Annotated in this window: 14 protein-coding genes and 3 tRNA genes; 13 read left to right on the top strand and 4 right to left on the bottom strand. The window is 57.7% G+C overall.

Annotated elements, in window-relative coordinates; genetic code table 11:
* Positions 1–27 precede the first annotated feature (27 nt).
* Positions 28–1,275 carry a diguanylate cyclase gene (locus AB5Y99_RS14190; protein WP_005351207.1) on the top strand — a complete coding sequence of 416 codons (1,248 nt, stop codon included), beginning with the start codon at positions 28–30 and terminating at the stop codon, positions 1,273–1,275.
* Positions 1,276–1,383: 108 nt separating this feature from the next.
* Here the strand turns inward: AB5Y99_RS14190 and AB5Y99_RS14185 are convergent, their stop codons facing one another.
* A complete protein-coding gene (locus AB5Y99_RS14185; RefSeq protein ID WP_323892447.1) occupies positions 1,384–1,854 on the bottom strand; it encodes a glycine zipper 2TM domain-containing protein in 471 nt (156 codons plus the stop codon).
* 19 nt (positions 1,855–1,873) lie between these two features.
* Here AB5Y99_RS14185 and aat point away from each other — a divergent pair, with 19 nt between their 5' ends.
* From aat to infA, 3 genes are all read left to right on the top strand, one after another.
* Entirely contained in the window at positions 1,874–2,581 is a 708-nt protein-coding gene (gene aat / locus AB5Y99_RS14180) for a leucyl/phenylalanyl-tRNA--protein transferase (protein WP_042080501.1), read from the top strand.
* Positions 2,578–3,294 carry an arginyltransferase gene (locus AB5Y99_RS14175; RefSeq protein ID WP_005337108.1) on the top strand — a complete coding sequence of 239 codons (717 nt, stop codon included), beginning with the start codon at positions 2,578–2,580 and terminating at the stop codon, positions 3,292–3,294. Before aat ends, AB5Y99_RS14175 begins: the two co-directional genes overlap by 4 nt.
* A 68-nt stretch (positions 3,295–3,362) precedes the next feature.
* Positions 3,363–3,581 carry a translation initiation factor IF-1 gene (infA, locus tag AB5Y99_RS14170; RefSeq protein ID WP_005300033.1) on the top strand — a complete coding sequence of 73 codons (219 nt, stop codon included), beginning with the start codon at positions 3,363–3,365 and terminating at the stop codon, positions 3,579–3,581.
* 68 nt (positions 3,582–3,649) lie between these two features.
* Here the strand turns inward: infA and clpA are convergent, their stop codons facing one another.
* Together clpA and clpS are read right to left on the bottom strand one after the other, a co-directional pair.
* Positions 3,650–5,905, bottom strand: coding sequence for an ATP-dependent Clp protease ATP-binding subunit ClpA (gene clpA, locus AB5Y99_RS14165; protein ID WP_159143588.1), 2,256 nt, complete (start codon positions 5,903–5,905; stop codon positions 3,650–3,652).
* Positions 5,906–5,964: 59 nt separating this feature from the next.
* Positions 5,965–6,282, bottom strand: coding sequence for an ATP-dependent Clp protease adapter ClpS (clpS, locus tag AB5Y99_RS14160; protein WP_005337111.1), 318 nt, complete (start codon positions 6,280–6,282; stop codon positions 5,965–5,967).
* 229 nt (positions 6,283–6,511) lie between these two features.
* Here clpS and cspD point away from each other — a divergent pair, with 229 nt between their 5' ends.
* Positions 6,512–6,730 (top strand): cold shock-like protein CspD, encoded by a 219-nt coding sequence (cspD, locus tag AB5Y99_RS14155; protein WP_005300025.1) that lies wholly within the window; start codon positions 6,512–6,514, stop codon positions 6,728–6,730.
* Between the two features lie 116 nt (positions 6,731–6,846).
* Here cspD and folD read toward each other — a convergent pair whose 3' ends face one another.
* Positions 6,847–7,701, bottom strand: coding sequence for a bifunctional methylenetetrahydrofolate dehydrogenase/methenyltetrahydrofolate cyclohydrolase FolD (gene folD, locus AB5Y99_RS14150; protein ID WP_005337113.1), 855 nt, complete (start codon positions 7,699–7,701; stop codon positions 6,847–6,849).
* A 213-nt stretch (positions 7,702–7,914) separates the two neighbouring features.
* On the opposite strand from folD, the gene AB5Y99_RS14145 reads away from it, so the two are divergent.
* The 8 genes from AB5Y99_RS14145 to AB5Y99_RS14110 all read left to right on the top strand — a co-directional run bounded on the left by AB5Y99_RS14145 (position 7,915) and on the right by AB5Y99_RS14110 (position 14,287).
* Positions 7,915–7,991: transfer RNA gene (locus tag AB5Y99_RS14145), tRNA-Pro, on the top strand.
* A gap of 37 nt (positions 7,992–8,028) precedes the next feature.
* Positions 8,029–8,105, top strand: a tRNA-Arg gene (locus tag AB5Y99_RS14140).
* A gap of 52 nt (positions 8,106–8,157) precedes the next feature.
* Positions 8,158–8,233: transfer RNA gene (locus tag AB5Y99_RS14135), tRNA-His, on the top strand.
* Between the two features lie 322 nt (positions 8,234–8,555).
* Positions 8,556–9,266: a two-component system response regulator RstA gene (gene rstA, locus AB5Y99_RS14130; RefSeq protein WP_368209965.1), complete on the top strand. Its 711-nt coding sequence runs from the start codon at positions 8,556–8,558 to the stop codon at positions 9,264–9,266.
* Positions 9,267–9,287: 21 nt separating this feature from the next.
* Positions 9,288–10,613, top strand: a complete 1,326-nt coding sequence (gene rstB, locus AB5Y99_RS14125) for a two-component system sensor histidine kinase RstB (RefSeq protein ID WP_368209964.1) — start codon at positions 9,288–9,290, stop codon at positions 10,611–10,613.
* Positions 10,614–10,667: 54 nt separating this feature from the next.
* Positions 10,668–10,850 (top strand): hypothetical protein, encoded by a 183-nt coding sequence (locus tag AB5Y99_RS14120; RefSeq protein ID WP_076494658.1) that lies wholly within the window; start codon positions 10,668–10,670, stop codon positions 10,848–10,850.
* 153 nt (positions 10,851–11,003) lie between these two features.
* Entirely contained in the window at positions 11,004–13,553 is a 2,550-nt protein-coding gene (mprF, locus tag AB5Y99_RS14115) for a bifunctional lysylphosphatidylglycerol flippase/synthetase MprF (protein WP_368209962.1), read from the top strand.
* 11 nt (positions 13,554–13,564) lie between these two features.
* On the top strand, positions 13,565–14,287 hold the full coding sequence (locus AB5Y99_RS14110) for an AcvB/VirJ family lysyl-phosphatidylglycerol hydrolase (protein WP_335873101.1): 723 nt from the start codon (positions 13,565–13,567) through the stop codon (positions 14,285–14,287).
* Positions 14,288–14,643 lie beyond the last annotated feature (356 nt).

Here is a 14,643-nt window from a genome sequence, read left to right as displayed (position 1 = left end):
TATGCCTTTTTTATTTAAAGGAGTCTAATGAAACAGAAGATATTGATTGTCGAAGATAGCCTGACCATCCGCCGTATGCTGACTCAGGCCATTGCCCAGCAAACTGGCCTCGAGATTGACGCCTTCGATACCCTCGAAGGTGCCCGTCACTGCCGGGGCGAGGAGTATGTGGTCGCGCTGGTGGACCTAACCTTGCCGGATGCGCCCCGTGGCGAAGCGGTCAACGAGCTGCTAGCTCGAGGTTTGCCGGTGGTGATCCTCACTGCCGACATCAGCGAGGATAAACGTGCCGCCTGGCTGGAAACCGGCGTGCTGGACTATGTGATGAAGGACTCGCGCCACTCGCTGCAATATGCCGTCAGTCTGGTGCACCGCCTCTATCTCAACCAGTCCATCGAAGTGCTGGTAGTCGACGACTCACGCACCTCCCGTCACCGCACCATGGCCCAGTTGCGCAAGCAGTTGTTGCAGGTGCATGAGGCCAGTCATGCCCGTGAAGCGATGGCGATGCTGGAGCAACACCCAGACATCCGGCTGGCACTGGTCGACTACTATATGCCGGATATCGATGGCATCAGTCTGGTGCGGATGCTGAGAGAGCGTTACAGCAAGCAGCAGCTCGCGATTATCGGGATCTCGGTCTCGGACAAGCGCGGTCTCTCTGCTCGCTACCTCAAGCAAGGCGCCAACGACTTTCTCAACCAGCCGTTCGAGCCGGAAGAACTGCAGTGTCGGGTCAGCCACAATCTGGAAGCCCTCGAGCAGTTCAACAGCATTCAGGAGTCAGCCAATCGTGATTACCTGACCGGTCTCTACAACCGGCGCTACTGGTTCAACGAAGGGCAAAAATGGTTTGAAGAACATCAGCGCCAGCAGACGCCTCTCGCACTCTGTGTGCTCGATGTGGATCACTTCAAGCAGGTCAACGATCACTGGGGCCATGCCATCGGCGATCAACTGCTCTGCCATCTGACCCGGCTACTGACCCAGTTCTTCCCCGATGCCATGATTGCCCGCTTTGGCGGAGAGGAGTTTGCCATGATGGTGCCTCACTGTACCGTCCCCGTGTTGATCAAGCGTCTTGAAGGGCTGCGTCAGCAGCTGCGCCAGCAACCTTTGTCACCGGAAACCCCGCTCTTTGTTCGCGCCAGTTACGGCGTGATCAGCGTCGGGCGGATATCCATGGACGAGGCGCTGAGCGTAGCGGATCGGCTGCTCTATCAGGCAAAGAACACCGGTCGCGACAAGATAGTCTCTCAAGAGACAGCTATCTGAATCCTCAGGGCATCAGTCCCGTGTATTACCGCCCGACAGACTTTCCAGCAGGAGAGTCTGCGGGTTCCTTTCCTGCCACAGTCTCCCCATCACCATGACTATCGAAAGTCAGTAAGTCTTGTCGACCCGCACCCCATCATCGAAGTAGAGAATGCGCACCTTGTCCCCATTGGCAAAGACCATGGCGGGATCATAATCCTGGATCACGTTGATAAGAGCATTTTGCTCGTTGCGGATCAGCAGCTCCACCAACTTGTTTTCCACCACGGTTCCCCCGGACTGGTATTGCTGCGCAGCCGCAGCCCCCGCGAGCGCGCCGACGGCGGTGGCGATTTCACGGCCATGACCGCCGCCAAACTGGTTGCCCAGCAGACCGCCCAACACGGCACCACCCAGCGTCTTCCAGCCAGAGTGCTCGGACTCCAGGATCTGACGCTGGGTAATATTGCGCACCGTTTCGACCTGACCAAACACCACCTGATTGACCGGCCGCGCGGTATTGCGCTGGTAGACCTCCGCCCCGGCGGGCGTCGTGACAAAGCAGAGCAAGCTGGATACTATCAGGATAATGGCCTTCATCTATGAACCTCGTTGCCTTATGTCTCGCTATCTTACCCAACTGGATGATGAGCTTTGCTGGTTTCCCGACCCCAGCCATGCGCTGGAAGAGCCCAACGGCTTGCTGGCGATCGGCGGGGATCTCTCCCCTGCCAGATTGCTGGCAGCTTACCACAAGGGGATCTTCCCGTGGAATGAACCCCACCAGCCGACCCTGTGGTGGTCACCGGATCCCCGCGGGGTGATCCGTCCCGACCAACTCCATGTGGGGCGGACACTGCAGAAGATTATCCGCCGTACCCCATTCGATATTTCTGTCAATCGCGCCTTTAATGAAGTAATTACTGCCTGTGCCGCCCCTCGTCGCACTGCCGATGGCACCTGGATCAGCCAGCCCATGATCGAAGCCTACCAGCAGTTGCATCGGCTGGGTCATGCCCACTCTATCGAGATCTGGCAGGAGGGAGAGCTGCAAGCGGGACTGTATGGCCTATCTATCGGCCGACTGTTTTGCGGTGAATCCATGTTCAGCCGGATTGATAACGGCGCCAAACTTGCCATGGTGGCACTCTGTCGCCACTTCGCCCGCCATCACGGCGCCCTCATCGATTGCCAGATGCAAAACCCGTTTCTGGCGACCCTGGGTATCGAGGAGTGGCCAAGGGCCCGTTTTCTGGCCGAGCTGGCACGCCTTGGCCATCAACCACTATTGGCTTCCTGCTGGCAAGAGGGGGAAATCAGCCTATGACTGAAGAAGTGATCCTAAAAGTAGGGCTGACTCCCAAGCATCCCTGCAGTTATCTGGACCATGAACAGGAGCAGTTGCTGGTGCTGATGGATCACAATCTGCTCAACGCCAACGGTTACGAGCGATTGTTGACTGCCGGTTTTCGCCGCAGTGGCAACGACATCTATCGCCCCCACTGCCCGGCGTGCCATGCCTGCCAGTCCCTTCGTATTCACAGCGAACGCTTTCGTCCCAGCCGGGGCCAGAAGCGGATCCGCCAGCTCAACAGGGATATCGAGATCGTCCTGAGCTACGATGACAAGCCCGAGTATTACCTGCTCTACGAACGTTATATCCGCGAACGCCATCACGATGGCAGCATGTATCCCCCCAACCGCAGCCAGTATCGCGGGTTTCTCCATTGTGACTGGATGCCGCCGCTCTATCTGGAGATGCGCAAAGAGGGACGCCTGATCGGTGTCGCTACCACAGACCTGCTGCCCCACTCCTTGAGCGCCATGTATACCTTCTTCGATCCTGACTATGCCGATCGCTCCCTGGGCACCTTTGCCATCCTCTGCCAGCTCGATCTGGCCAAGCGAACCGGGCGAAGCTGGCTCTATCTTGGCTATCTGGTAGAGGCGTGCCGCAAGATGAATTACAAGCGCAATTATCTCCCTCACGAGCTGTTAATTCAGGGGGAATGGAAAAATATCGACACCAAGCCCGAGTAAACTTTACACATAGCCTTAAATCCGGCATGATCCAGCGGTTTTTTGTTGTGGCTTATCAAGAGGATTCAATGGCTAAAGAAGACAGTATTGAGATGCAGGGCACTATTCTCGAAACCCTGCCCAATACCATGTTCCGTGTGGAACTGGAGAATGGTCACGTGGTTATCGCTCATATTTCAGGCAAGATGCGCAAAAACTACATTCGTATCCTGACTGGAGACAAAGTAACGGTAGCACTGACTCCCTACGATCTCTCCAAGGGACGTATTGTTTTCCGCTCTCGCTAAGCCAGGAATTCAGCAAAAAACCCCAACCTTTCGGTTGGGGTTTTTTGTCGTTTTCTGATCACTGACGCTTAGTGGGAAACAGCTTCAACATTGACCTGAAAATCAAAGCTGAGGCTGTCATTTACCAACTCAACCTTCACAATTCCCCCGTCAACCAGTGAACCGAACAGGATCTCGTTGGCCAGGGGTTTCTTGAGGTGCTCCTGGATTACCCGCCCCATCGGTCTGGCGCCCATGGCTCTGTCATATCCCTTCTCTGCCAACCAGTGGCGGGCACGCTCGGACACCTCGAGAGAAACTCCCTTCGCATCCAGTTGAACCTGCAATTCGACAATAAACTTGTCGACCACCTGATAAATCACCGTCATATCGAGATGGTTGAACCAGATGGTGTGATCAAGCCGGTTACGAAACTCCGGACTGAAGGTCTTGTTGATCACCGCCATGGCATCGTGGCTCAAATCCTGTTGCTGGAAGCCAATCGATTTACGCTGGGTCTCCTGCACACCGGCGTTGGTAGTCATGACCAAAATCACGTTGCGGAAATCCGCCTTGCGCCCGTTGTTGTCGGTCAGGGTGCCGTTGTCCATCACCTGCAACAGCAGATTGAATACGTCCGGGTGAGCTTTCTCAATTTCGTCAAGCAACACAACGGAATGAGGATGCTTGATCACCGCATCAGTCAGCAGACCACCCTGCTCAAAACCAACATAGCCGGGAGGCGCACCAATCAGACGTGAGACGGTGTGACGCTCCATGTACTCGGACATATCAAAGCGCAGCATCTCGACACCCAATGCCTTGCCCAACTGCTGGGTCACCTCTGTTTTACCAACACCGGTAGGACCGGCAAAGAGGAAGCAACCAACCGGGCGACGCTCGTTACCCAAACCTGAACGAGAGAGGCGAATCGCATCGGTCAGCACCTCGATGGCTTTATCCTGACCAAAAACCACCATCTTGAGATTGCGCTCCAGGTTCTTCAGCACCTCTTTATCCGAGGAAGAAACTGATTTCTCCGGAATGCGGGCGATCTTGGCTACGATGGACTCAATTTCCTGCACATTGATCACTTTCTTGCGCTTGCTCGCCGGCAGTAACCGTTGACCGGCACCCGCCTCGTCGATCACATCGATCGCCTTGTCGGGTAGGTGACGATCATTGATGTACTTGGCGGAGAGCTCGGCAGCTGCACGGATCGCCTTGGCGGTATAGCGTACGCCGTGGTGGGCTTCGTAGCGACTCTTGAGCCCCATCAGGATGCGAGTGGTGTCATCGATAGTCGGCTCGACAATATCGATCTTCTGGAAGCGACGGGCCAGCGCACGGTCTTTCTCGAAGATCTGGGCGTACTCCTGATAAGTGGTGGATCCCACACAGCGGAGCAAACCATTGGAGAGCAGCGGCTTGATCAGGTTGGCCGCATCCAGCTGACCACCGGAAGCAGCACCGGCACCAATGATGGTATGGATCTCGTCGATAAAGAGGATGGCCCCTTCCTGACGCTCAATCTGCTTGAGCAGAACCTTGAGGCGCTTCTCGAAATCACCACGGTATTTGGTGCCCGCCAGCAGAGAACCCATATCCAGCGAGTAGATGGTACTACCGGCGATCACCTCGGGCACATCGCCTTTAACGATACGGTAAGCCAACCCTTCGGCAATGGCGGTTTTACCCACGCCCGCTTCACCCACCAGCAGCGGGTTGTTCTTGCGACGACGGCAGAGCACCTGAATGGTACGATTGAGCTCCTGATCACGGCCAATCAGCGGATCGATGCGCCCTTCCAGCACCAGCTGGTTCAGGTTGGTGGCAAAGCTCTCGATCTGTGCGGCCGAGACATCATCATCAGACTCGGGATTGTTATTGCTACCGAGATCAGGCTTGCTGTCCTTGCGCACCCCGTGGGAGAGGAAATTGACGACGTCGAGACGGCTGATCTCGGCTTTTTTCAGGAAATAGGCAGCTTGTGACTCCTGCTCACTGAAGATAGCGACCAGCACGTTGGCGCCGCTGACTTCGGTATTGCCGGAGGATTGCACATGGAAGACGGCACGCTGCAACACGCGCTGGAAGCCCAGTGTCGGCTGGGTTTCACGATCTTCATCGTCGCGCGGTATGAGCGGAGTAGTTTGGGTGATGAATGCGCGGATCTCCTTGCGCATCTGCTCGACATCGGCACCACAGGAGCTCAGCGCCTCATGGGCTGAACTGTTATCCAGAAGGGCTAACAACAGGTGCTCGACGGTCATGAATTCGTGGCGCTCGTCACGGGCCAGTTTGAAAGCCTCGTTCAGCGTCTTTTCTAGATCTTTATTCAACATAGGCACCTCCCCTAGTACAGCTACAATGTGGTGTCACACTCGCCATCAAGTCATCAGATTCAAGCCTTTTCCATAGTACAGAGCAGTGGATGTTCGTTGTTACGTGCATAGGTGTTGACTTGGACAACCTTGGTTTCGGCGATCTCTGCGGTAAACATGCCGCAGACACCCTTACCACTATAATGCACACTCAGCATGACCTGAGTCGCCTTGTCCAAATCCATACCAAAGAACTTTTGCAGCACCTCCACCACGAACTCCATCGGGGTGTAGTCATCGTTGTTCAACACAACCTTATACATGGGTGGCGGCTGCAGCTTTGTTTTCTCTGCTTCTGCAATCTCTTCATTAGCAAAGAGTTCTTTCTGCTTGCTCATAATCGCGCTTTGGTACCTCTAGATTACTACCGTCTAACACAAGGTTGTCAATAGACTTGTTAACCAGATCACATCAGCTGTTAACAACTTCTTGACTCGCTCAAAAGTTAGACTAGATTGGTTACTTGCTAATCTGTGCCCGTCTGCTATGGGCCCATGTCCCTAGTTATAAAGGGCTGGCGCAGGTTACTCAACGACTTCTGGGTAATCAATAAAAGGATGTAGAAGTATGGCAACCGGCACAGTTAAGTGGTTTAACAACGCAAAAGGATTTGGGTTTATCTGTCCGGAAGGGGGCGGTGAGGATATCTTCGCTCACTACTCCACGATTCAAATGGAGGGCTACAAGACCCTGAAAGCGGGTCAAGCTGTCAATTTTGAACTGCAACAGGGGCCGAAAGGAAATCACGCCTCTGTGATTGTGCCAAACGAAGCACAAAATATGTAAATAACACCCGTTGGATAAATAAAAAACCGGTTCCTCTCTGAGCAACCGGTTTTTTATTGTCAGATTTCTAGCGAATCCTGCCTCCTCACGGGATCACAGGTTATCACCAGCCATGATCAGTCGTGATATTCACTACAGGCGATCAGGGTATTTTCCATCAGGCTGGCGACCGTCATCGGGCCCACGCCACCGGGTACCGGGGTAATGAAGGAGGCATGGCTGCGCGCCGTCTCAAACTCCACATCCCCGACCAGCGAGCCATCAGCCAGGCGATTGATGCCCACATCGATTACCAGTGCCCCCGGTTTGATCCACTCGCCAGGGATGAAGTTGGGCTTGCCGACTGCGACAACCAGCAGATCGGCACGGCGTACCTGCTCTTCCAGATCCCGGGTAAAGCGGTGACAGGTCGTGGTTGTGCAGCCCGCCAGCAGCAATTCGAGAGTCATGGGACGCCCCACTATGTTGGACGCTCCCACCACGACAGCATGCAGACCGTGCGTCTTCACGCCGGTGGTCTCGATCAGCGTCATGATCCCTTTCGGAGTGCAGGGGCGCAGCGCCGGAATACGTTGGGCCAGACGGCCGACGTTATACGGGTGGAATCCATCTACATCCTTGTCAGGCTGGATCCGCTCCAGCACCTGAGTGGTATCGAAGTGATCCGGCAAGGGCAACTGAACCAGAATGCCATCTACGTGGCTATCCGCATTCAACTGGTCGATCAGCGCCAGCAGCTCTTCCTGACTGGCAGTGGCACTCAGGTCATAGGATCGGGAGAGAAACCCCACCTCCTCACATGCCCGGCGTTTGCTGCCGACATAGACCTGAGAGGCTGGATCCGCCCCCACCAGAATGACTGCCAGCCCAGGAGCCCGTTTCCCTGCCGCCAACCGCTGTTGGACTTGCGCCGCGACCTGGCTGCGAATCGTTTGCGCAACCTGTTTTCCATCTATGATTTTGGCAGACATCGTTCTCCACTCACCATGTGTTCAACTGCCGCGCATTGTCGCATTTTTTTAGCCGGGATGTTAGCGGCAGACGCACGCCATACCTGTAGCGGGCAATAAGTAGGCACTTGAATTTACTGGGGGAAAAAGTCGTTGACGCTGGCCCTTACGCTTGGCTATGATGCCCGCCCGTTGCCCAGTACGACTCATGTCGATATGCTGGTCAGGGATTTTCGGTGATTAGCGCAGTCCGGTAGCGCATCTGGTTTGGGACCAGAGGGTCAAAGGTTCGAATCCTTTATCACCGACCATGTTCATCGACTCGTCCTTAAGACGTGTTGATACAAAGCGCCCTTAGCTCAGTTGGATAGAGCAACGGCCTTCTAAGCCGTGGGTCGCAGGTTCGAATCCTGCAGGGCGCGCCATTGATATTCCCCAATTCTTCTGGATTGGCGAGCGTTGATGAAAATTTCAGTGGTGGCTGTAGCTCAGTTGGTAGAGTCCCGGATTGTGATTCCGGTTGTCGTGGGTTCGAGCCCCATCAGCCACCCCATTATTCTGTCGATAATCGCCGTAAGGTGATGTCCATCGACTTGGTGCAGTGACCTTCTGGTATGCTCCGCGAAAAACCGGCCTTGGCCGGTTTTTTGTTTTGCGCTCGACTGTGCCATGCCTTATCTGCGCAGGCCATTCCCCCTTTATCCCTTATCCATAAACGCGGTGCTGCTGCTCCGTCACGATGCACCGCGCCCCATCGATGCACACTGCCACACGCCACCGCACATCAGCCTGCCCGGTTCTTTTTCTGTATTTCCCAAGCACCATTGATATGCTGATCGCTCTTCTTCTCTCCTGCTTCCCGTTGGAGCTTTTCTATGCAACGCATTCTTTTTGTCGAAGATGATCCCGAGATTAGCCAGCTCATCAGCAGTTGGCTTGGTCGCCACGATATGGAGGTGATCCTCGAACCCAGAGGGGACATGGCGCTGGCCCGGGTCGAAGCCGAACAGCCCGATCTGGTGCTGCTCGATATCATGCTGCCGGGGCAGGATGGCATGTCCCTCTGCCGGGATCTGCGGCCACGCTTCGACGGCCCCATCGTGATGCTCACCTCGCTGGACAGCGACATGAACCAGATCCTGAGTCTGGAGCTTGGCGCCAACGACTACATCCTCAAAACGACGCCACCGCCGGTGCTGCTGGCCCGGTTGCGGGTGCAGTTTCGCCAGCACCCGCAAACGTCAACCCAACCCGTCGCCACCAGCAGCGTTCCCCAGCAACTGCAATTTGGCCGGTTGCACGTCGATGGTCCGGGTCGTGATGTGCGGCTCGATGGCGAGAGCATTGCCCTCTCGACCGCCGATTTTGATCTGTTGTGGGAGCTTGCCTGTCACGCTGGCCAGATCTTGGGACGGGACACCCTCTTTCGCAGTCTACGCGGGCGGGAGTATGACGGTCAGGATCGCAGCATGGATGTGGCCATCTCCCGCCTGCGCCGAAAACTGGGTGATAACCCTGACAACCCGACCCGGATCAAGACGGTCCGCCAGAAGGGCTATCTCTTCGTTCCCCACGCCTGGGAATAACCCTCTTTCGGGAGCACAACCATGCGCCGTCTCTTTATCCAGTTCTATCTGTTGCTGATCGGCTGCTTTACCCTGGCCATCCTGCTGGTTGGCGTGGTCTATCAGGTCACCGCCGAACGAGCGGGTGACCGCTATCTCGAGCGGATGATGCAGGGCTCCCTTGGCCTGTTGACCGGCGAGTTGGCAAGAACCCCGCCAGAGCGCTGGCCAGAGCGGCTGGCCGAGCAGAGCAGCCAGTTTACCCTCCCTCTCAAGGTCGGCGAGCTGGCACGCCAACCCCTGGCCAGCGAGGATCAGGCCTTTCTGGCCGCAGGGAACATCGTCATCGTCGAAGAGGACGACACCTTCCTGCAGCGTATCCCCGATACCGACCGGGTGCTAATTGTGGGCCCGGTGCCCTATCTCTCCTACCTGCACGAATTGCACTGGGTCGATGTGGGGCTGCTGCTGGTGATCGGCCTATCCCTCGGGCTTCCGCTCCTGCTTTGGCTGCGTCCCCACTGGCGCGGCTTGCTCCAGCTCGAGCAAACCGCGCGCCGCGTGGGAGATGGGGATCTCTCCTGCCGCACTGATCTGCCGCAAGGCAGCAGCCTGGCCCGGGTCGGGCGCACCTTCGATCAGATGACCGCCCAGTTGCAAGCAATGCTCGCCAGCCGCAAGCAGCTCACCGATGCCATCGCCCACGAGTTGCGCTCACCACTGGTCCGGTTGCGCTATCGACTCGCCATGCTCGATCCCCAACCCTCGGAGTCAGAACAGCAAGCGTTGGAGCGGGATCTGGGGGCGCTGGACGCCCTGATCGAAGAGATGCTCACCTACGCCAGGCTGGACCGGCCCGAGCTGCCACTCAAGCTCGATGCGCTGGAGCTGGCGGAGTGGGCCAGACAACATCTCGGTGACTGGCAGGCACTGCGCCCAGAGAAAGCCCTGGCTTTGCAACTGCCACTCATCCAGATGCCCTGGTGCGGCGATCAACGGCTGTTGACGCGCGCCGTGGAAAACCTGATCGGCAACGCCCTGCGCTACGCCGAGAGTCGGGTCACCCTCTCTCTCTCCCGGTTGCAGGATCACTATCTGCTGGAGGTGAGTGACGACGGGCCGGGGATCGATCCGGCACTGGCCCCCCAGATCTTCGAGCCATTCGTGCGCCTTGATCAGAGTCGGGATCGCCGCACTGGTGGCACCGGCCTAGGTCTGGCCATCGTACGCAGCATTGCCCGTCATCACGGGGGTGATGTGGCGTTGCTGGCCAGTGACCACGGCGCCCACTTCTGCCTGACCCTGCCTGTACATTTGGATACAAACCGTCACCAACCGCTCACTGAAGGGCCGCCGCAACCGTCATAGGATGACTGTCATGGAGAACGCTCCATAACATCAACCCGAATAAGGAAATTGAACATGAAAAAGATCATTCCTCTGACCCTGGCAGCCGTCTTCGCCCTCACTTCCGGTTTCACCATGGCGGCCACCCCGACCAAGACAGCCACACCGCAGGCGACCCAGACCAAGGTGGTGAAAAAACACCATAAAACCACCCACGCCAAGACTCCTGCCGTCAAAGTCGCGCCGAAAACCAAGTGATCCAACCGGTCACTGGATAACACAGAGGGAGGCTGACGCCTCCCTTTCCATCTCTTCCCGAAATTTTCCTGACGAGCGCCTCCCTCGTCCAAACCGGATCCACGACCCGGCTCCCCCTTTGCGGGAAACGGTCAATGACCACAGGAACATGGCATGTGGCGTCATCTGCTTAAATGGCTAGGCCCCTTGTGCAGCTTGCTGCTGCTCGGCACCGCACTGACCGTGCTGTATCACCTGACTCAGGCATGGCACTGGCACGATATTCGTGTGGCCATCTGGTCCCAACCCCTGCCGCGACTGGCGGGCGCCCTGTTGCTGACCCTGCTCAGTTATGGTTGCCTCTGCAGCTATGACATGCTGGCACTCCATGCGCTGGGCAAGCGCCTTCCCTGGCAACAGGTCAGCATCACCTCCTTTATCGCCTACACCTTCTCCAATACCCTGGGATTTGCCCTGCTGACCGGCACCTCGGTACGCTATCGCCTCTACTCAGCCCTCGGTCTGGCGACCGGTGAGGTAGCCCGCGTGGTGCTGTTCTGCTCCATCACCTTCTTCCTCGGCCTGTTGGCGTGGGGAGGTGGCGCCCTACTGACCTGCGATGTATCACAGCTGCTGCCTGACTGGCCGCAATGGGCAGATACCCTGCTCAAGCTGGCGGGCATGATGGCGCTGCTGTTGGTGGCCTGCTACCTCTGCTGGCCCACACACCGTCTATCCTGGCGAACACACAGCCTGATCCTGCCCGGCTTCAAGGTTCGTCTGTTGCAGCTGTTGGTCGCGCTGGCCGACTGGATTGCCGCCGCCGCCGTGTTGTTTGTGTTGTTGCCTGCAGATAGCATCCCCTACCCCGTGCTGCTCAGTGCCTTCGTGCTGGCCAGCTTCCTCGGGGTACTGGCCCACGTGCCGGGTGGGATCGGCGTGTTCGAAGCAAGCATGAGCCTGCTGTTGGCTCACTACCTGCCAACCGACAAGCTGCTCGCCTCGCTGCTGCTCTATCGCTGCATCTACTACCTGCTCCCCTTTCTCTGTGCCCTGCTGCTCTTTACCAGCCAGGAGATGCTGCAACAAAAAGCACGCTGGCAGCGGCTACAGGGGCTGATGAGCGCAGTGCGCGAATTTCTGCCCGCCCTTATCAGCATGGGCACCTTCGCCGCCGGTAGCCTGCTGCTCTGCTCGGGGATGATCCCGACCATGCGCAGCCACATCAAGGTGTGGCTGCAGGTGTTACCGCTCCATCTGCTCGAGCTCTCCCACGTGCTCGGCAGCGTGAGCGGTATCCTCCTGATCCTGCTGGCTCGCAGCCTCTATCGCCGTCACGACGCCGCGTTTCGCATCACCCAGCTGCTGCTGGCTCTGGGTATCGCCTTCTCCCTGCTCAAGGGGGGAGACTGGGAGTCAGCCCTGCTGCTCGGCAGCTTCCTGCTGATCATGACTCCCTGCCGCTCTCTCTTCTATCGCAAGGGGTCGCTGCTCTATCCCCAGTACACCCCGGGCTGGCTCATCTCGGTCGGCGCCGTGCTGCTGGGAGCCCTGTGGCTGCTGCTCTTCTCCTACCGTCAGGTGGAGTATGACCACGCCCTCTGGTTCCACTTCTCGCCCCACGGCGGGGCTGCCCGCGGCCTGCGCGCCATGGGGAGCGTGGTGGCCGTGCTGGCCGTTGCCGGGGTTGCCCAGCTGCTTGCACCGCTGCGGGTAGTCGGTGAAAAGCCGGACAAGGAGACGCTGGCGCGCGCTCACGAGCTGGTGGTGCGCGAAGGGGGGATCCACGGTTATCTGGCCCAGCTTCAGGACAAGTCCCTGCTGTTCCACCCCGCCGGCGACGCCTTCCTGATGCATGGAATCGAGGGCAACAGCTGGATTGTGATGGGGGATCCCGTCGGTCGCCCCGAGCAGATCGAAGAGCTGCTCTGGCAATTTCGCGAGCGCTGCGACGAGCACGACGCCAACCCGGTCTTTTATCAGGTGTCGGCCCGCTATCTGCCGCTCTATCTGGAGCTGGGGCTGATCCCCTTCAAGCTCGGTGAAGAGGCGATGGTCGATCTGGCTACCTTCGATCTGGCGGGCAGCCGCCTGCGCAACCTGCGCCAGAGCCACGCCAAGGGCAAACGGGAAGGGTTGACCTTCGAGGTGGTCGAGGCAAGCGCCGTGGCCCCCCTGCTGCCCAGATTGCAGACCGTCTCCGATACTTGGCTGCAGAGCAAGATGGGCAAGGAGAAGGGCTTCTCGGTCGGCCGCTTCGAGCCTGACTACCTGACCTTGAGCCCTGCTGCACTGGTGTGGCACGAGGGGCAGATCGTCGGCTTTGCCAACCTCTGGGTGAGCGACAACAAGGAGATGCTCTCCATCGATCTGATGCGCTACAGCCTGGATACCGGTACTGCCCCCATCATGGATTTTCTCTTTGTCGAGCTGCTGCTGTGGGGCAAGGCGCAAGGGTACGCCAGCTTCAATCTGGGGATGGCCCCCATGTCCGGCTTCAACGATCACCCGCTCAACAGCTACTGGGCCCGCCTTGGCAATACCCTGTTCGTCCGTGGCAGCCGTTTTTACAACTTTCAGGGGCTCAGACGCTACAAGGAAAAATTTTCGCCCCGCTGGGAACCCCGCTACCTGCTCTGCAGCAGCAAGCTGGTACTGCCCAGAACCCTGACTCACCTGATCACCCTGATTAGCCGCGGCCCGCTGGGGCTGATCAAGAAATAGGAGCATGGCCAATGAGAGCCTTGATATTGCTGTTACTCAGTCTCGTACTGCCCGTTTCATCGTTTGCGGCGCACGCCGCCCCGGTCAAGGATGACCTGAGCCTGATTGAGCTGCCGGTCAAGCAGCCTTCCGACGCCCCCATGGTGGTGTTTCTCAGCGGCGATGGCGGCTGGGCGGCCCTTGACAAGGGGTTGAGCGCCCAGTTTCAGCTGCACGGCTTGCCGGTCGTGGGCTGGAGCTCCCTCACCTACTACTGGAAGAAGAAAACCCCGGAGCAGGTGACCGCCGATCTGGAGCGGATCCTCGATGATTACCAGACTCGCTGGCCGCGCCCCCGCTGGCTGCTGGTCGGCTTCTCGTTTGGTGCCGAGATTGTCCCCTTCGTCATCAACCGGTTGCCGGAGCACTATCGTCAGGGGCTGATCGGTGCCGTGATGCTCTCCCCCTCCACCAGCTCGGACTTCGAGATCCATGTCAGCGACATGCTGACCCACAAGGCCCGCAGCTACCCGACCGAGCCGCAGGTGAAGACCATCCGGGATCTGCCGATGCTCTGCCTGCAAGGAGCCGATGACGATGACGGCGACCGCCTCTGCCCCCGTCTCAACCAACCCAACGTCACCACCGTCACCCTGCCGGGAGGACACCATTTTGACGATAACTACCCCCAGCTCTATCAGGCCATCACCAAGCATCTGAACCTGCCCCCAGATCCGCGGACTGTGGAGCATTAATCGGTATCACCACGGAATGCCTTTCAAGTGCCGAGCAGGGCAAATCAGCGAGCAATGAAAAGGGCCTCTCTTGTGAGAGGCCCTTGTACTGAATTTGACGGAAAGTTTGACAGGATCAGGCTTGGGTTCGGCAGCAAGATCACTGCGGCTGTTCACTCCAATTGGCCAATCGGCTCAACCAGATGCTGGGCTATCAACAATGAGGATTTGCAGTCCTATGCTGACAACCGCTCGGGATTTAGCCAGAAAGCAAAAAGCCCTGATGTTTCCATCAGGGCTTTGCAATTTGGCGGTGAGGGAGGGATTCGAACCCTCGATACGTTGCCGTATACACACTTTCCAGGCGTGCTCCTTCA

Origin of the sequence: Aeromonas sp. R4-2 (genome assembly GCF_040908295.1) — a bacterium.
Classification (GTDB): domain Bacteria; phylum Pseudomonadota; class Gammaproteobacteria; order Enterobacterales; family Aeromonadaceae; genus Aeromonas; species Aeromonas veronii.
This window is presented reverse-complemented; position numbering and strand designations above follow the sequence as displayed.